Source organism: Actinomadura physcomitrii (assembly GCF_008923205.2).
Lineage (GTDB): Bacteria > Actinomycetota > Actinomycetes > Streptosporangiales > Streptosporangiaceae > Spirillospora > Spirillospora physcomitrii.
Window position 1 is genome coordinate 93005 of the sequence record NZ_WBMS02000028.1, and the last position, 17770, is coordinate 110774.

At 67.8% G+C, this 17770-nt stretch carries 19 protein-coding genes; 17 read left to right on the plus strand and 2 right to left on the minus strand.

The window, feature by feature from the left end; all coding sequences use genetic code 11:
• Window positions 1-4 precede the first annotated feature (4 nt).
• Complete coding sequence (locus F8568_RS30265; RefSeq protein ID WP_160573804.1) at window positions 5-934, plus strand: phosphotransferase enzyme family protein; 930 nt, start codon at window positions 5-7, stop codon at window positions 932-934.
• A 120-nt stretch (window positions 935-1054) separates the two neighbouring features.
• On the opposite strand, the gene F8568_RS30270 is transcribed toward F8568_RS30265, so the two are convergent.
• Window positions 1055-1648 (minus strand): hypothetical protein, encoded by a 594-nt coding sequence (locus tag F8568_RS30270; protein WP_202125531.1) that lies wholly within the window; start codon window positions 1646-1648, stop codon window positions 1055-1057.
• A 138-nt stretch (window positions 1649-1786) separates the two neighbouring features.
• Between F8568_RS30270 and F8568_RS30275 the strand changes: the two genes are divergently transcribed.
• The 15 genes from F8568_RS30275 to F8568_RS30345 all read left to right on the plus strand — a co-directional run bounded on the left by F8568_RS30275 (window position 1787) and on the right by F8568_RS30345 (window position 15471).
• The gene (locus F8568_RS30275; protein WP_151597102.1) at window positions 1787-2308 is read left to right on the plus strand and encodes a hypothetical protein; all 522 of its coding nucleotides are present in this window, start codon (window positions 1787-1789) and stop codon (window positions 2306-2308) included.
• A 258-nt stretch (window positions 2309-2566) separates the two neighbouring features.
• Window positions 2567-2920 (plus strand): hypothetical protein, encoded by a 354-nt coding sequence (locus F8568_RS30280; protein WP_151597103.1) that lies wholly within the window; start codon window positions 2567-2569, stop codon window positions 2918-2920.
• 387 nt (window positions 2921-3307) lie between these two features.
• The gene (locus F8568_RS30285; protein WP_151597104.1) at window positions 3308-4102 is read left to right on the plus strand and encodes a hypothetical protein; all 795 of its coding nucleotides are present in this window, start codon (window positions 3308-3310) and stop codon (window positions 4100-4102) included.
• A gap of 106 nt (window positions 4103-4208) precedes the next feature.
• Window positions 4209-4877: a YajG family lipoprotein gene (locus tag F8568_RS30290; RefSeq protein ID WP_151597105.1), complete on the plus strand. Its 669-nt coding sequence runs from the start codon at window positions 4209-4211 to the stop codon at window positions 4875-4877.
• Window positions 4878-5771: 894 nt separating this feature from the next.
• Window positions 5772-6344, plus strand: coding sequence for a hypothetical protein (locus F8568_RS30295; protein ID WP_151597106.1), 573 nt, complete (start codon window positions 5772-5774; stop codon window positions 6342-6344).
• 89 nt (window positions 6345-6433) lie between these two features.
• Entirely contained in the window at window positions 6434-7126 is a 693-nt protein-coding gene (locus F8568_RS30300; protein WP_151597107.1) for a hypothetical protein, read from the plus strand.
• Window positions 7127-7287: 161 nt separating this feature from the next.
• Window positions 7288-8505, plus strand: coding sequence for a CpaF family protein (locus tag F8568_RS30305; protein WP_160573805.1), 1218 nt, complete (start codon window positions 7288-7290; stop codon window positions 8503-8505).
• A gap of 161 nt (window positions 8506-8666) precedes the next feature.
• On the plus strand, window positions 8667-9386 hold the full coding sequence (locus F8568_RS30310) for a type II secretion system F family protein (protein WP_160573806.1): 720 nt from the start codon (window positions 8667-8669) through the stop codon (window positions 9384-9386).
• Window positions 9383-10273: a type II secretion system F family protein gene (locus F8568_RS30315; protein WP_151597110.1), complete on the plus strand. Its 891-nt coding sequence runs from the start codon at window positions 9383-9385 to the stop codon at window positions 10271-10273. The genes F8568_RS30310 and F8568_RS30315 overlap by 4 nt, the downstream gene beginning before the upstream one ends.
• A 48-nt stretch (window positions 10274-10321) precedes the next feature.
• Window positions 10322-10528, plus strand: a complete 207-nt coding sequence (locus F8568_RS30320) for a hypothetical protein (protein WP_151597111.1) — start codon at window positions 10322-10324, stop codon at window positions 10526-10528.
• Window positions 10525-10920 (plus strand): pilus assembly protein, encoded by a 396-nt coding sequence (locus F8568_RS30325; protein ID WP_151597112.1) that lies wholly within the window; start codon window positions 10525-10527, stop codon window positions 10918-10920. The genes F8568_RS30320 and F8568_RS30325 overlap by 4 nt, the downstream gene beginning before the upstream one ends.
• A 41-nt stretch (window positions 10921-10961) precedes the next feature.
• Window positions 10962-11351: a TadE/TadG family type IV pilus assembly protein gene (locus F8568_RS30330; protein ID WP_160573807.1), complete on the plus strand. Its 390-nt coding sequence runs from the start codon at window positions 10962-10964 to the stop codon at window positions 11349-11351.
• 5 nt (window positions 11352-11356) lie between these two features.
• Complete coding sequence (locus F8568_RS30335; protein WP_236009445.1) at window positions 11357-11809, plus strand: pilus assembly protein TadG-related protein; 453 nt, start codon at window positions 11357-11359, stop codon at window positions 11807-11809.
• A complete protein-coding gene (locus F8568_RS30340; protein WP_151597115.1) occupies window positions 11806-14595 on the plus strand; it encodes a BTAD domain-containing putative transcriptional regulator in 2790 nt (929 codons plus the stop codon). Before F8568_RS30335 ends, F8568_RS30340 begins: the two co-directional genes overlap by 4 nt.
• Window positions 14596-14649: 54 nt before the next feature.
• Window positions 14650-15471, plus strand: coding sequence for an alpha/beta hydrolase (locus F8568_RS30345; RefSeq protein WP_151597116.1), 822 nt, complete (start codon window positions 14650-14652; stop codon window positions 15469-15471).
• 49 nt (window positions 15472-15520) lie between these two features.
• On the opposite strand, the gene F8568_RS30350 is transcribed toward F8568_RS30345, so the two are convergent.
• On the minus strand, window positions 15521-16852 hold the full coding sequence (locus tag F8568_RS30350; RefSeq protein WP_160573808.1) for a helix-turn-helix domain-containing protein: 1332 nt from the start codon (window positions 16850-16852) through the stop codon (window positions 15521-15523).
• A gap of 602 nt (window positions 16853-17454) precedes the next feature.
• Here F8568_RS30350 and F8568_RS30355 point away from each other — a divergent pair.
• On the plus strand, window positions 17455-17619 hold the full coding sequence (locus F8568_RS30355; RefSeq protein ID WP_151597118.1) for an FxLD family lanthipeptide: 165 nt from the start codon (window positions 17455-17457) through the stop codon (window positions 17617-17619).
• Window positions 17620-17770: the final 151 nt, after the last annotated feature.

Here is a 17770-nt window from a genome sequence, read left to right on the forward strand (position 1 = left end):
CGCCATGCAGGCACTGCCCAACGGCGTCCAGACGATAGTGCGAGCAGTCGCTGACCTGTGCGGCGCATCTGTGGACGACGCCCGCATGCTGCATGAACACAGCAACGCCGCCATCGCGCTGCCTGCGGCGCGACTACTTGTTCGAATTGCCGGCAGCCCCGAGGCGTTCGATCGGATCCGGCAATCGGTAGAAGTAACGCGATGGCTCGCGCAGCGCGACTTCCCGTGCGTAAAGCCGCACGACCTGCTCCCCTTCCGCGTCGAGGACCGCATCGTATCCGTGTGGCAACTCCTCGATGCCGTCGAAGAACCTCCGGGCACTGGCGCCGAACTGGGGCGCATATTGCGTGCTCTGCACGGGCAGCCCGCCCCTCCCTTGGAGTTGCGCCGGCTGACCGACCCGCTGGCAAGCGTTGCTTCCGCTATCGAGCAACATCCGGACGGAATGACGCCGCAAGACCGGTCATGGCTGACGAACCGCATCGACGAACTGCGTAGCGCTTGGGCAACGCTAACTCCCCCGCTCAGCCCCGGCTTGATCCACGGCGACGCCCACTCCAACAACCTCATCCGACTTCGCAGCGGTGACATCGTCCTTGGCGACTGGGACCACGTCGCGCACGGCCCGCGCGAATGGGACTTGATCCAGCCGCACTACATGCGGCGGCACTTCAACCGACACAGCGAGCAAGAACTCCGCGAATTCACCGACACTTACGGATGGGACGTCCGGTCGTGGGACGAATTCCCAACTCTGATCCAGGTCCGCGAGATCACCGGCTTGAGCCCCTACATCCGTAAGGCACCCGGACAAGACTGGGCTCGGGAGGAGGTAGCGCATCGGGTCGCCACCCTGCGCGATGAGGATTCCGCTGCTCTCTGGAACCCACCGCCCAACTCTGGGATACAGACGAAAGTCGTAGCCCCACAGTGACGAATCAGACCCCGGAGCGGCAAGCTCCGGGGTCGTTGTCGTTACGGAAGCCAGTCTTCTGTGACTGCTGGGACCGGAGGGACAGGCGCGCAGGAGCGCCCCGGCCCGACGGATCACGGGTCAGCGCCACCCGTGCGCGTCCGGCCGGTAGGGCCGGTAGGGCCTCGGTCCGGCGAACGGAGCCGGCGCCACCAGACCATCTCCTGGCCAGAACGGCGCCCGCGCCACGAACGCTCGGACGTGCCCTTCCAATTCGCGCAGGCGCTCCATGCGGTCGGCGCCCCCATACTCGGTGCCCGTCCCGTCCGGGTGGTGCATCGTGAGCGTGGTGTGCGGGCCGCCGGCCAGCAGTGCCGCCGACACCTGCGGCAATCCCAGCGGCATCGCATCGCACCGGTCGGCACGCGCGAGGGCCACCACGGCGTCGGTCACCCGTTCCCAATCACCTACTGCGCCCCACAGCCGACCGCCGTTCAGCTCGTAGGTCAGCGTCGAGAGCGGCACCACGCAACCGGCGCTGCGGCCGGGGAACTCGGTCAGGCACCGGTACATGCGGCCGCCGTCGGGCTGCGGCACCGACGGATGCAGGAGCGTGGCGGCGTGCACGATCGTGGCGTTGATCGGCACCGGGTGCCGTTCCTCCTCATAGGGCTCGTGCAACGTCAGCAGATACACCTCGACACACTCGCGATCAGCATCATTCAGGCCGGTCATGCGCGGCACAGTAGCGGTCCAACACGCCTTCCGTTGGCCAGCCCCTTATAGACCCTCTCGGTGCGCTGTCCGCCATCCGCGCCGACTCTTATCGGTGTCTGCGCCGCGGCCGTCGTTGGCCGTCTCTATCTTCATGCCGTGACATCAGCTGCCGAGATGATCAGTGCTCAGGACCTGGCGGTCGCCGCCGACCACGGTCAGGTCTACATCTACTCCCACGTCGACTGGGGTGATGATCCAAATACCAGCCCGTACCTTGAAGCACTGGCCGACGCCAAGGACTCCAGGCGGTATGTAGGGGCCTCTCGGGGACTGGTCGATCTGATCACACCCGGTCAGTGGAACTGGAAGACCCCGATGCGAGTGGAAATCTGGACCGGTGAGCCACCGGCCGACACCAGCGAGTGGGACAACGAGGTCGACCTCGACTTCGACGCCCCGACCGGCGGCATCACCTTCGAGCCCTCTGGTGGCACCGAACACATCAGCGGCGCTTCCCTGCCGGCGGGGCGATACCGCATGCGAGTCTCCGGCCGCGGGTTCGGCGACCCGTCGACAAACACCCCCGCGGCCGACCACTACCGCCTGCGACTGTGGCCACGGCTCCAGGACTCGCCGGCGGCTCTGCGCCGGAGCTGGCCGCACTGGGGAAGCCGCTAAGCAGCGACAGTCACAAGTCCGAGAGGCAGTCGGAGACGGCTCCGGGCTATCAAGTGGAAGATGATCTTGCTTAGCGTGGAATCCGGTGGTGCGGGGGGTTCGCATTGTCGCTGATCAAAGCGTTTCGTCAGTAGCCCACCGTCCCGGCTGAAGTTCCGAAGGGAGTCGGGGTAGGGCGAGCCCCATGTCCTGCTTGGCCTGGTGGCCCGTTCTGGCCTGCGGTATCAAGACGCGGCAGTCTGGCTAGAGGATCCATGCGTGAAGCTGTCGATGTTGCTCGCCCTCACTGGCCTGGCCGTCGTGGCCCTGGCGTTCATCCTCGGTCTCTGGCCGGTCCACTACACCGTGAACGGCGTCCCCTTCTCATGTGGTTCCGCGCTGCGGCCGCACCGAACCATGGACTCGTACACGCCGATCAACGACATCGGCGGCCTGGTCGGACAAATGAATCAGGGCATCGACGCGTCATGTGACACGGCTCGCAGTACGCCGACCTTCCTTGCGCGGGTCGCCGGGTTCACTGGGATTGCTTTGTTGCTGGCGGCCGGAGCCGCACGCCGCTACAGAGTGACGATCAGCACTACAAGAGCGGCCAACGAAGACAACCGATGAGCGCTCACCGCAGCGGCCGGATCGCCCGATAGAAGTCGCCAGGCGACGAGGCTGCAGTCCGCTGCCCGCATCTGCGCTCGGCGCGCAGGACCGGCCCGATCCTGTGGGCAGCGCGCCCGGCTCCCAGAACGGGATCCGCCGGAGATCCTTTACCAAGGAATCTCGGGCTCGATGAACACGCAGGTCAGCGACGATCTGAGCACGTGAGCGGCTTTACCTGGCCGGCGTTGACGCTTGCCGCCGACCGTGTTCATGCAGGTCACAGTGGATCTGAACACTCCATGAGCACATCGTCAGCACCGCCTCCTGCTCATGGAGCGCTCATCCGGTGCTCACGCCCCCGAGGACACCTGACGCCATCGAATCGTCACGACCTTCGGGGGCGTCATGACCAACCGCAAGAACCACGACCAGAACCTCGCCGCTACGGCCGCGGGGGTGCGCACCGGACGGGCGCTCAACGTGGCGCAGCGTTCCTTCTACCTGCTGACGACGGGTCCGCGCCCGCTGGCCGTGGACGGGCAGGCAGTAGGGCACGGCCTGCCCGCCCGGACTGTGGATCTGGCTGAACTCCGAGAGCTGGTTCTGGCGCCGGACGCGTCCGACGAGTTGAAGGACGCGGTCTGGCGCGTGCTCGTCCGTCGGGCTCGGGCTGGCGATCCGGCATGGGTGGTCGGGTGCGTCGGGGTGGCGATGCCGGGCCTGAAGAACACGGCCGCGCAGGTCATCCGAATCAGCCCGAGCCAGCTCATCGACGACATCGTGTCGGAGATGCTCACCGAGTTCGTCGCGCAGCTGGCGCGCGTCGATCTGGAGAGCCCGCACATCGTGGGCCGCCTGCTGAAGTGGGCGCGCAAGGGAGCCTTGCGCGCCCGATGCCGCGCGATGCGCGAGCTGCCCGCGGACCCGTGCGAGCTGCCCGACCGCAGGGCCTTCACCGAGGTCGAGCCGGCCCTTCTGGTGTGGGACGCGGCTCGCCAAGGGGTCATCACCTCCGCGGATGCGGAACTCATCGTCACGACACGGCTGAAGGGCCGGTCCGTCCAGGACCTCGCGCAAGCCCAGGGCGTAGCGGCATGGCGGCTGTACACGGGCCGGCAGGCCGCCGAGGCCGAGCTCGCCGCCGCGATCAGGGCTGGGCGCGTCTCCGTGGAGACCATCGTTCCCAGCGCGGGGATGTGATCCGAAGGCGTTCCCGAGGCCCCTTCACATCAAGGGCATATGGAGCAATTCGCGCCACAAGTCGCCAGATGTGGACTCAGATATACGGGGATTTACCCTCGCGACAGTGCGACTTGAAGAAGCGCTCCTTCATTCACCCTTACAATCGCTCGATGTCACAATCGTGGCGCCGCTCCAGCGGCCCGCGAGAGCGCATGCCGATGATCAAGGTTCGGGAGGTTGGGACTTGCTCTGGATCGGTCGACAGATGGCAGCTCGGTTCTGCTGGATTGGCGCGGCAAGCGCCATCGTGCTCTTGTCCGGATGCAGCAGCCACCAGGAGGCCGTCGCCCTCCCATCGCCGACCGAACCCACAACAGCCGGAACGGCATCGGCCAGCGCTGATGAGAGGGCAGCGGAGTCGACTTACAAGAACTTCGTCGCAATGCTCGACCGCGCGGACTCCCTGCCGAGCGATACGCGAAGGCAGCAACTCTCAACTCTGATGGCCGAGCCACAACTCTCGCGAGTCCTGAAACGCATCGATGAGATGAAGAGGCAGCATCTCACCACCTACGGAAAAGTCATCCCGCACGTGACGAGTGTCGAAGTCGACGGCAACAATGCGACCATTCTCGACTGCCAGGACACCAGAAACGCAGGGCTCATCAATGCCGCCACGCACAAGAAAGTCAATCGCGGAATCAGAGAAGACCACACCAAGGCACTGCTCGTAAAAGGAAGCGACGGCAACTGGCGGGTCAGCAAGTCCATCGAACTCGGGGAAGGTTGCTGACTTGAATGCTGCTCTTCTCCTCTTCACGAGTGCCCTGACATCCCCTTTCGCGCCACCTCCTCAGGATCCGATTCCGCCGACGACCAACATCTACAGCTACAAGTTCGGAGCAAGTGACGACGGGAACGCTCCAAGTTTCGGTGGCTCGGAGCCGAAATCCAGCCACCACCCGGTCGAGGAATCAGACCAGATGGAATCGCACGACTGCCGCACGCTGAGCGACAACGTCCAGGTCTGCGAGCCGGCGCGACCGCACGGGAGCGGTAGGAGACACGGTCCATCGCCGGCACAGTTGGCGTTGGCGAAGTGGGCTCGAATGCCGATTCCGGCGCCAGTGGTGCGTACGGCTCCGCCTCGTGGGCGCCACGGGTTGGTGGGCTTACCGGAATGGTTCTGGGTGACGAACTGGCATCCGTTGAACGGCCGCGTTTCTGCTCGTGGCGTTTGGGTCGAGGTGACCGCCCGGCCGCGGAGCATGACCGTCGACCCGGGTAACGGCGAGCCGGCCGTCCGCTGCTCTGGGCGCGGTACCGCCTATGACAAGGCGCGTCCGGCCGCGTCCCAGCGCACGAACTGCTCCTACACCTTTTCGCGGTCGTCGCTGCACGAGCCCGGCCATGCGTATCGGGTGCGGGTGACGGTGACCTGGGGCGGAACGTGGCGGGGTTCAGACGGGTCGGGTGGTGTGCTGCCGCCCTTGAGCCGGTCGACCACATTCCGGTTGCGAGTCGCCGAAGCGCAGGCGCTGTATGGATGAGGAGTGCTGTGAAGGCGAGTACGAGGACGCTGGACAAGCCGAGGTTGCCGAAGGAGTCAGGCGGCCGGACGCAGGTGCCGTCGAGGCGGCTGGCGCGTCAACGTCGGCCGGGATGGATCGCCTTCGGGGTCTCGCTCGTGGTAATCGCCGTGATCGCGAACGTCTACCTGGTAGAGGCGTCCGGGAACCGGGTCGCGGTGGTGCGGCTTGCGCGCGACGTCCCGATGAACCGCCAGATCGCCAAAGCCGATCTGGCCGTGACCAAGGTGGCGGTGGACTCCACCGTCGCGACGGTTCCGGGCCACCAGCTCGGAGAGGTCGTCGGTCGCCGGGCGGCGGTCGGCCTGCGGAAGGGATCGCTGCTGGCCGCCACGCAGCTCGCCGCAGGTCAGAGCCCGCCGTCTGGGAAGGCACTGGTGACCGTCCCGCTGAAGTCGGGCACGGTACCGCCTGGGCTGGCGCCGGGCTGGCAGGTCCGGGTGGTGTTCACGACCGGGTCCCAGGACCAGCCTTCGGAGGAGGCCAGTGCGCAAAGCCGTCAGGTGACCAGGCTCCGGGACGTCCCCGCAGTGGTGGACCAGGTGGACGGGCCGGACGAGCAGGGCGCGATGTCGGTGTCACTTCAGGTGAACGACTCCGATAGCTCCGCGGTGGCCCGCCAAGCGGCGGCCGGGCTCGTCGTACTCGTCGTGACCGGAAGGAACGGGTGAAGGTGGCCCTGTACTGCGTGATCTCACCTGGTGGATCCCCAGGGGCCACGACCACGGCGCTGGGTTTGTCCTTGACATGGCCTGGCCGGGTGCTCCTGGCCGAATGCGATCCGATGGGCCGGCGGGTCCTGCCCGGCTTCATGGCCGACCGCATGCGCCAGCCTGCGGGACCTGGGCTGCTGGGGCTGGCGATGGCCGTCGGCACGGGATCCGGACCCGTTCCGCTCGAGGAGTACGTCGTGCCGATCGTGGACGACGACCGGGTCGAGCTGCTGCACGGTGTCCGCGATCCGCGGCACGGGGCGCGTTTGGAGTCGCTGTGGCCCCGGCTGGCCGAAGCGGCGGCTGCTCGGGACGGCGACGTTGTCGCGGACTTGGGGCAGATCGGCGGAACGGACACACCGACCGAGATGCTGCGAGCTGCTGACGGGATCGTCATGGTGCTGAAGCCCACGCTCTCTCAGGTCGACGCGGCCGCACCACGGCTGGACGCGCTGAAGGAATTGCCAAGCGACCGCAAGACAGTGGGACTGTGCCTGATCGCGGACGGCCCCTACGATGCCGCTGAGGTCGAGCGGGCTCTTGGCGTTCCGGTGCTGGGCGAGCTCCCGTACTCGCCGGCGCACGCTCGTGTCCTTTCCGATGGCGCACGGCCGCGCTGGTCCTTCGAGGGTTCCCTGCTCATGCGCCTGTTGGGCCGCCTTGGCCGGCGGATGCGCTCGTCCACCGCTGAGGGTGTTCCAGGGAAGGCCGTCCCGGCGGTTACGGGAGGGCGCCAGTGAGCAGGCCGGGCTGGACGTCCATGAGGCCACAGCCCCTCCAACAGGTCCCTCCGGCTTCCTTAGGGACCGCTTTCCGAGAACGGTCGGCCGAGGACGCACTCGACATGTGGGCTGCGTTGCGGGAGATATCGGCGCAGTTGGTGGACGTGCTCGGAGAGGGTGTGGACCGAGTGCGGGCACGCCAGCTCATCGACGCCCAGGTACAGGCGTGGGCGCACGAACATGCGGGAGCGGGGCGGATCGCCTCTGCGCAGGAACAGCGTCAACTGGCACGGCTGGTGTTCGACCGGCGCTTCGGCCTCGGTCCGTTGCAGCCGTTCCTGGAACGCTCCGATGTGGAGAACATCGTCGTCAACGGCTGCCGGCAGACATGGGTCACCTACACCGACGGCATCAAGAGGCCTGGCCCGCCCGTCGCCGAGACCGATGACGACCTCATCGAATGGGTGCAGCTGCTCGCGCGGCGCGGGAACACCGGCCGAGAGTTCTCGCACGCCTCGCCGCTGCTGGACGTCGCGATCTCCGACGGCGTGCGGCTCGCGGTCGTCGGCTGGGTGTCGCGGCACCCGCACCTGGCGATCCGCGTGCACCGCCTGGTGGACGTCACATTGCCCCAGCTCACCCGCCTCGGCACTCTGACCGAGCCGCTGGAGCAGTTCCTGCGAGCGGCCATCAAGGCACGCCGCAACATCATCGTGTGCGGCGAGGTCAACACCGGCAAGACCACGCTCGTCCGCGCCCTGGCCAACGAAGCCGCGCCCGACGAGCGGATCATCACGCTGGAAAGCGACTTCGAACTCTTCCTGGACGACCCGCGCCTGGCGCACCGCCACCACGACGTCGTCGCCTTGGAGGCCCGCCAAGCCAACGCCGAAGGGACGGGCGAGGTCCGACTTCAAGATCTTGTGCCGGCGTGCCTGCGGCTCAACCCCGATCGGGTGATCGTGGGCGAGGCCCGGCACGGGGAGCTCGCGCCGATGCTGGAGGTGATGTACTCGGGCGCGCGCGGCTCGATGTGCACACTCCACGTCCACCGCCCCGAGCACGTCTTCAGCCGCGTCGTCCAGCTCGGACGCCGCGCCGACCTCGGCCTGGACGCCGACGACGTACACCTGATGTTCGGGCTCGCCGAACCGCTGATCGTCTACTTGCAGCGCGACCAGGCGAGCAACGAACGGTTCGTGTCCCAGGTGATGGAGATCGGCCCGCCCGCGGATTCGACCGAGCCGACCCGCAACCTGGTGTTCGCGCCGGGTTCCGACGGGCGTGCCACGCCGGCGGGAGGCAGCATCAGTACCGCATTGCTGGACGAGCTGGCGGGGCAGGGCTTCGATCCCGCATCGCTCAGGTCCACCACGACCACCGGGGGCTGGTTGTGATGATCTTGCTTGCCGTCCTCGCCGGCCTGTGCGCCGCCGGGGCCGTCTTCGCGATAGCGGCGGGATTCCGGGGAGGCAGCACCCGAGAACAGCCGACCCGTCCCCCGTCGCGACTGCGAGCCCTTCGGAGCTCATCCGCGTGGCGAGGGCGCCGTAACCGCATGCTCGCCGCAGCCGCACTCGTTCTGGTGGTCTTGCTTGTGACGAGATGGCTTGTCGCGGCCGTTGCCTCTGGGGCCGGCGCGTACGCGGTGCCACCGATGCTGTCCGGACGTGAGTCGCAGCGTCGTATCGCGCGGTTGGAGGCGTTGGCGCAGTGGTCGCGGCGGCTGGCGGAGATGATGGGCGCCAGCCGCGGCTTGGAGCAGGCCCTTGCCGACAGTGCCCGGATCGCGCCGGAGGCGATCTGCGGGCCGGTGGGTGTGCTGGCCGAGCGGCTGAACAACCATGCCGATACCGAGCGCGCGCTTCGGTCGTTCGCTGACGAGCTGGACGATCCGATCGCTGATCTGATCGCGTGCGCGCTGGTGCTGGCCGCCCACCGTCGTGGACCGGGGACGCGGGAAGCGTTGAGCCTGCTGGCCGACGCCGTCGAGCACGAGGTGCTGGTGCGCCGGGACGTCGAGGCAGAACGCGCCGGACTGCGCACGACACTGATCGTGATCGTGGCGTCCGTCGTCGGCTTGAGCGCGTTGTTCGCGTCCTCCCGGACGTTCGCCGATCCCTATGGCACCGCGTTGGGGCAGACGGTCCTGGCCGTCGTCGCGGCGATTTACGGGGCCGGCCTGTGGTGGATGCGGCGGCTGGCGGTCCTGTCGACCGGCGCGCGCTTCATGCACACCACCCAGCCGATGCCAACCTCGGCGGGAGCAGAGCTGTGACCGTCGCTGCTGCTTTGACCGGATGCTTGGGTGCCGTCGGCCTCATCGTGCTCGTACGCGAGTTGAGCTCTGCGCCTCCCCGCCTGGACGCCGCGCTGGCCCGTATCCAACCCACGCTGCTTCGCCCCCTTCCGGCTGACTCCCCGGACACCGCCGACCGGGTCGGACGATGGCTGACCGAGCGCTTCACGCGTCCCGCCGGAGCGCTCGCGATTCCGCGCACCGATCTGGCGTTGCTCGGCCGTCCGGTCGAGCGCTTCATGCTCGACAAGCTGGCGCTACTCGTCACCGGGCTTGCCGTACCGCCCGTCTTCTGTGGCTTGGTCGCTGCGGCCGGAGGTTCGCTGCCGTGGACGTTCCCGCTGCTGACCGGGCTCATCCTGGCTGCGGTCCTGTGGTTTGCGCCGGACTGGAACGTGCGATCACTGGCTCGTCAGCGTCGCCGCGACTTCCGGTACGCCTTCACCTCGTACCTGCAGCTCGTCGTCCTGGAACGGGAGGCCGGCGCTGCGCTCAACGCCGCGCTGGAGAATCCAGCGAAGATCACCGATGGATGGCCGTTCCAGCGTGTGCATGAGGCGCTGACGCGGGCCCGCCACGGCCAGGAACAACCCTGGCGTGCACTGGCCCGGCTCGGCGAAGAGATCGGCGTCCGCGACTTGATCGACCTGGCTCACACTGCCGAGATCGCCGGCAGTGAGGGCGCGAAGATGCATGACGTCCTGGTCGCCAAGATCACCTCAATGCGACACGAGGCGTCCGCCGCCGCACGCGCCGAGGCCAACTCCCGCACCACCGCCATGTGGGTACCGACCAGCCTGCTCATGCTCGGCTTCGTGATCCTGGTCGGCTTCCCGTTCTTCTCCAAACTCCTGGCGTCCGGCTGAGCCGCCGGAGCCTTCACACATCGGGGGATCATGAACACACTCAACGCTGTGGCCATCCGTGCCGCGCTCGCTGTCCACGACCGAGGCCTCCGCCTCGCTGCCGCCTTGCGCGACCGGGGAGACCGCGGCTCGGGGGTGGTGGAGACGATCATCATCGTCGCGGGCTTCGCCGGGCTGGCCTTCGTCGTCTACATGGCCGTTTCCAGCAAGGTGCACGGCTGGATCAACAAGATCCCCGGCTCCACCGGCCCGTGAACAGGCCCCGCCGAGTACGGCGGCGAAGGGACGCGGGATCGGCAACGGTCGCAACCGCCATCACCTTCCCGGCCGTCGGGCTGCTGTTCCTGGCGCTGGCGCAGGCGGTGATGGTGTCGGTCGCCCGCGACGTGGCGCAGTCGGCCGCCGAAGAGGGGCTCCGCGTCGCCCGCGCCCGCCAGGGCACCTTCACACAAGGACGCGCCGCCGCCGCGTCCTTCGCCCGCCACGAGCCCGTCCTGCAAACGCTCACCGCCACCGTGTCCGGCGCCAACACCATCGTCGTACGGGTCACCGGGCACGCCCCGTCGCTGCTGCCGGGCGTCGACATCACCGTGTCCAGGACCGTACGCGGTGCCCGTGAGCGGTTCACCACGCCGGGGCCAGCGTGAACACGCGGAGGAACCGGGGGCGGGATGCGGGCAACGCCGTCGTGGAGACCGCGATTCTGGCGCCCGTGTTCATCACCTTCCTGGCCGGGCTGCTCGTGGTCATGCGGGTCGTGCACGGCAGCGCCGTGGTCGCGCAAGCCGCCGCCGACGCGGCACGACAAGCCTCCATCGCCCGGACGGCCCGAGAAGCGCAAGCCGCCGCGAGCACCAGCGCGATGCGCACCCTGCACGACCGCGGACTGCACTGCGCACCGTCCGTCCGGCTCGACCTGTCCGGCTTCAACCGCCCCGTCGGCCAACCGGCCGTGGTCTCAGCACGGGTGACCTGCGCGATTCGGCTCAGCGACGTCGGACTACCCGGGATGCCCGGCGTCCGGACGGTCGTCAAGACCCACCGATCGCCGATCGATCCTTACCGGGGCGGCGGGTGATCGGCATGGCGTGCACTCGACCGACCTCCTTGAATAGTCAGAGGCAGCGTGATCGCGGAAGCGTAAGCGTCTTCGCCGTCATCGTCACGCTGGTCGTCGTGGTGTTCTTCGGCGCCGTCGTCGACTTCGAGCAGGTCCTGGAAGCGCGGCAGGACGCCAATACCGGCGCCCAGGAAGCCGCCCGTGCCGGTGCCGGACGAGTCGACCGGAACCGCGCCTACACCCGCGGAAGGTTCGTCGTGGATCGCCAGTCCGGCGTCCGCGCCGCCCGCTCCTACCTGAGAGCCGCCGGGTACACGGGCACCGTGACCACGGCCGGGACCAGCGCCATCCGCGTCCACGTCTCCATCACTCGACCGGCCCGCTTTCTGTCGCTGATCGGGATCTCCGACCTGCACGCCGATGCCACGGCGACCGCGAACCTGACCACCGGAGTGGAAGGACCTCAGGAACCGTGACCTACACCGGACGCAACCGCCTTGCCGACTTCGCACGAGGACTCGGCGCCCTGGCGATCTTCAGCTTCCTCTTGGTCGGATTCCCCGTCGCGATGTACAAGATGTGCGGCTCTCCCATCCCGGACAGAGTTCCGTCCTGGGACGAGATCAGCACAACGCTGATGCGCCCCGACTACGACAACCGACTGTTCCTCGTCACCATCACATTGATCGGCTGGGGTGCATGGGTCCTGCTCGTCCTCATCAGCCTTGCGGAGATGATCGGGTACTTGGCCGACCGCTCTACGACCATCCTGCGGGGTCCAGTACGGCCGCTGCAGCAACTGATCAGGGAGCTGGTCGCCACCGCGGCCCTGACCTTCTCCACCGTCGCGTCCATCGCCAGTTCGGCCTCCGCCGCAACGCAGGCGCACGCCGCAACGGGCATCGTCGCCGCTGCCGTTCCGGAGCCCGGCACCCCAGGTCACCAGACGTCTGGAGATAACGGACCGCAGCAACGCCCGACGGCTTCCAACTCGGCTCCACTGCTGATGGAGCAGACGTCCGGTTCTCCAGAGCATGAACACCCCTGGCGGACCCACACCATCGAGCGGGGTGACACTCTGTGGGACCTGGCCCGCCGCAGCTACGGCTCTGGCGTCCTCTACCCCAAGATCTTCGAGAGCAGCCGGAACATCGCCCAGCCCGATGGCGTGCCGCCCCTGACCGATCCCGACATGCTCCATCCAGGCCAGCGCGTCCGACTGCCACGGCTCGGCGAACCAGATGTCCCGTCTTCACCATCGCGCCCGCCCCACCCGCAACCACCCGCGCATTCGGCGTCGCCCAAACAGGACAAGACGAGTGGCGACCGAACTCCAGCACCGCTCAGGTCACCTTCGGCTGAGGCCGCGCAAAGTCCGGTGACGGCGCCGCCCACCGACCACTCCTCGAGCCCGGCACCTGGGACACCATATGACCAGGACGCCGGTCACTCACCATTGGTGATCTCGCTGCCGTCCGGTTCGCGCATCGGCCTTGGTCTCGCCGCTGCGGTCAGCCTGGCCGTCGCCTTCACCCGTCTGCACCGACGCCGCCGACACCCGCTCACTTTCGAGCCGGACTCTGTCGGCAGGGCCCCCGAGCCCCCACTGCCGGCTGCGGCTCTCAAGGCCCGCCAGGCGCATATGAACACCTACTCCGATCGGGACGAGCCCGCTCCCTCCGACCCCGACCTCGTACGCGAAGACCTCAAGGCCACGCAGCCCGGCCACCTCGTTATTGGGACCCGGGGCGACCACGCGGTCACCGTCCCCCTGGCCGGGCTCAGTCTCGGCCTGTCCGGGGACGGCGCCCATGCCGTCGCCCGCGCCATCACCACCGAACTCTTGGCCAAAGCGCGCCGGGATCGCGTCGAGATCGTCGTCCCTCATGCCGACGCGCAGACGCTCTTCCCCGGCGACGACATCACCGCAGTCGCCGCGGCCCTGGAGGGTCTGATCATCGCCTCGTCAACGAGTGCGGCCACCGACCATCTGGAAGCCGAACTCGTTCGCCGCCACCGCGTCCTGGAGATGACCGAGCAGCCTGACGTGCCTGCCCTGCGCACCCACGACCCCGCAGAACCTCTCTCGACCACACTGCTGGTAGCAACACCCTCCGCCGAGAACGCCGCCACCATACGCACCCTTGCAACGCGCGGCCACCGGTACTGCATCGGCGTCCTGGTGCTCGGTGACTGGCCGGCTGGCACCAGCCTGAACCTCGCTGACGACGCGACTGTCACCAACGCTTACGGCGCCGACGCCGAACAGTTCAACAAGGCCCACCTGTTCCACCTGACCGCCGACGACGCCGCCGGCATGCTGCAGACAATCCGAACCGCCACCGGCTTCGAACGCACCCAGACCCCGCCGCCCGTCGCCACCACTCAACCATCCGACATCGAGACCCTGGCCGATCTTGACGAACCGAGCACCGCCAACCAGGTCCCACCGCCCCGGGCGGCCACCGAGGTGCGCGAGAAGCCTGCCCGCCTCCAAGTGCTCGGAGCGGTCCTCCTGCACACCGCCAACGGCCCCATCACCACCGGCGTCCGCGACTACTCCGAAAAGCTTCTCGCCTACCTCGCCCTCCACCCCAAGGGCGTCATCCGCGATCAAGCCATCAGCGTCCTCTGGCCCGACCGCACCCCCGATTCGGGAGTCATCGCCTTCAACTCCGCCACAACCAACATCCGCAAGCTCCTGCGTGCAGGCACAGGGCTCACGAAACCCATGTACCTCAATTACATCGGCGGGCGCTATCACATCGACCCCAACCTTATCGAGATCGACCTCTGGCAACTGACCGCCACCCTCGATGAGGCCGAGCGGGCCACCAGTGACGCCGAACGCATCAAGGCGCTCGCCGCGGTCAGCGATCTCTACACCGGCGAGTTCGCCAGCGGCTTCGAATCCGAATGGGCCCAAACTCACCGCGAATACCTTCGCCGCACCGTCGTCAATGCCCTGGGCCGTTACGTCCAGCTCATCCATGGCGACGATCCCGACAGGGCGCTCGCCACGCTCGAACGAGCCATCACCCACGACCCCTACTCCGAACCCCTCTACCGGGAGATCATGCGGCTACAAGCCCGCCTCGGCCGCCTGGACGCCGTCCAACGCACCTACCAACTCCTCGCTAGCCGCCTCAGCGAAATCGACGCCGAACCCGGCAAGGACTCGCGCCAACTCCTCACCGAACTCCGAAGCGTCAGCCTGTCCACTGGATGCCGACCGTCCAAGGGGCAGGGTGAGAGCCTATGACGCCGACGCTCCAGCACATTGACCCACGCTGCCGCGGGGACCGAGGCTCCTCATATGACCGAACACGTCACCACCATCACCTTCCGAAGCCTGGACGGGCTACGCCTGGTCGGCACGCTGGTCAATCCTGACAGCATCCAGGGAGCCTCGACGGTGCTTGTCCACGGCGGCGGCGTGACGCGCGAGGAGGGTGGGTTCTTCTCCCGGCTGGCCTCAGGCCTGGCAGCTGCAGGGCTGCCCTCGCTTCGATTCGACCTACGCGCCCATGGGCAAAGCGAGGGCGAGATGCGGGAGCTCACCCTGTCCGGTGTCGTGAACGACATCCGAGCAGCCGTTGAAGAAGCGCACAAGGTCAATGCCGGAAATCCCGTGAACCTGCTCGCCGCGAGTTTCAGCGGCGGCCTGGCCGCCTTCTTCGCAGCCCGCTACCCCGGCCTCGTCAACAGACTCGTGCTGATCAACCCGCTGCTGCACCACAAGCGCCGCCTCATCGACGAGAAGCCGTATTGGCGAGATGACCACCTCGACGACGGCGCGGCGCAGGAACTGGCGACGCAAGGCGTCCTCGATCATTCGCCGACGTTCAAGCTGGGCCGGCCGCTCCTGAACGAACTCTTCTACCTGCGGCCCGACGAGGTGCTCGGAGAGGTGACCGCGCCGACGTTGATCCTGCACGGAACCGCGGACACCTTCATCTCGGTCGACTCGTCACGAGACGCCGTCGGGCGCTTCGGCGGCGAAGCCCGGCTGATCGAGATCCACGGGGCCCAGCACGGGATAGCCGTCCACGACGACCCTCGGTACCTGGACCCTCAAACCCAGAAGTGGCAGGCCGACAGCATCATCGCGATCGCCGACTGGCTGCACGCCGGATAACCCAAAATCGGTCGTCGCCGACTATCTACATCGCATGGGGCTTACGGGGTCATACGAGAAGGGCGTGTTGGAGTTCCTGGACCGCGGGCCGCTGTTGCCAGGTGCGGAGTCGGCCGGCGACGCGGAGGATCTCTCGGTGGGTTCGAGCGGAGTTGGTCGCCCTGGCGATCTCCAGTGCGGACAGTGCGATCGTCGCGGAGTCGTCGGGATTTCCGTCAGCGGCGTGTGCCGCGCTCTTCAGTGACAGGAAGTATCCGTAGTCGCGCTTCCTGAAGGCGGTCTCGGTCAGGTTCGCCTCGTAGAGTTCGAGGGCACGGGCCGGCCGTCCGGCCTCGCTGTAGCAGATCGCCACCTGCAGCTCGAAGAGGGCTTCGTTGAAGTGGGGGCCGATCCCCGCAGGGGACGCAGCGTCGATGAGCAACTCGCGCGCTCGCTCGATCTCGGTCTCCGCGGCGTTCACGTCTTGGTCGAGCATTGCATGGGCTCGTGCCGCTTGTTGCGCAGCCTCAGCTCGCACGTACGACGGCAAGTGCCATGGGCCGTCCTGGACCGCTTGGACGAAGGACCGCATCGCGACGGCGTCTCGTTCGTCCCATGCTGCCTGGGCCTTTTTCAGCAGGACGTAGCCCTGCATTGCCGAGTCGGCGGCCGTCTGTGCCCACTCCATCGCCCGATCCCGCCAGTAACTGGCCGGTTGGCCTGCGCCGAGGTCGCGGTAGAACCATCCGAGGAGCTCGGCGGCGAGCGCGGCGGTGCGCAGGAGCGCGCGGCGAACATCGGGGCGGGCATCGCGGGCGGTTTGGTCGATGGCGGTGACCAGGCCAAGGACGGTCGGGATGCCGGCGGCCGCGCCGGTGGTGCGGTCAAGGTCGGCCGCCTCGTCGATGCAGCGGCGGAAATGCCCGACCAGCGCCGCGTCGGCGTATCGGCGGGCGTCCTCCAGGGCGGCGGCGATGTGCTGAAGCTCCCCGACACCGACCGTCGGCAGCGCGATCGCGGCGATCCCGTGCTTGAGAAATGTTCGGCGCAGCAGTTCGCTCACCTGGGTCCATTCGTCACCGGCTTCGGCCGGTCCGGTTGGCGGGAACGGGGCCGCTGGCTGCTCTGCCCACGCCTCTCTTCCCGCGCCGGGATAGGCTCGCCTCCGATCGCGCTCGGCCGGGGCCTCCAGTACAGCACGGTCGACAACGAGGGCGGTCGCCAGCGCGGCGAGCCATGCTTCCGGGCGGCGCCTTCCCCGTTCCCATCGAGACACTTCGGCTCGGGTGACGGTCGCGGTACCGGTGATGGCGCACAGTCGTGCGGCGAGATCGGACTGCGACATTCCGGCCTGCTCCCTGAGCTGTTTCAGGAGCACCGGAAGCTCTGCGGCAGTGGTCATGACCTGCGGTCTCCGTCTAGGCCACCAGGGGCCGGTTAGGGGCCTGCGAACGGGCTCTCCCCCTACATCGAGGAGCGAGAGAGGTTTGTTGCGTCCACGTTCACAGATGCGACGACTTCGGTGAGAGGACCGGTCATGTTCTCCGCTCGTCCCAGCGGCGCGAGCTTCTCCTCCGTTTCGGCGGGCCGGGAGGAGTTGCGGACGCGCGCACGAGATCTGCTTCTGGCGCTGGCCGCGGACCTGGAGCGGCTCGGCCTGCGCACCCGTCTGGTCGAGCGGGTGTCGCGACCGGTCACGTTGCGAGTCTGGGAGCCGGGTCGGCAGAGCGGCTCGGCCGAGGTGGTGGCAAGCCCGCGCATCGATGACGGATTCGTCTTCGTCCTCATGAACGGCGGCCCCGTGAGGATGCCTGCGGCCGTCGCCCCTGCCGATGTACCAGCAGTGGCCGCACGGAAGTTCGCTGAGAGCTGGCCGGCTCGAGGGCGAGGCATGACAGGCACTACGCGACCGGAACCGCCCGGCTCGTGAGACGGCTTCCGGCTCCGTGGACCGCCCCGCGGATTCAAGACCCATCACCCCTGAAGGAAAACGGAGGATTCCCGATGAGCCCCAAGCCTGTGGAGACCGAGACGCGTCCGGCCGACACCGACAGCGCTTTCGACCTGGACGTGCGCCTGCTGGAGATCGCCGACCCCGCCGGCCTCGTCAACGTGACCGACGACGGATGCACCAGCACGTGCGGGGCGTGCGTGAGCGGCGCGGTCTGAGCAACGCGTCGCCACTTCCCCCAATGCGCGGCGCCGCCGCACGGGCCTCCGTGCGGCGGCGCCAAGGCAGATGTCGGATCGTCGATTCGGAGGTTCCCGTGCGTGCCCCCACCCGCCCGGAGGTCTTCCGGGCCTCAGGTGCTGCACTTGT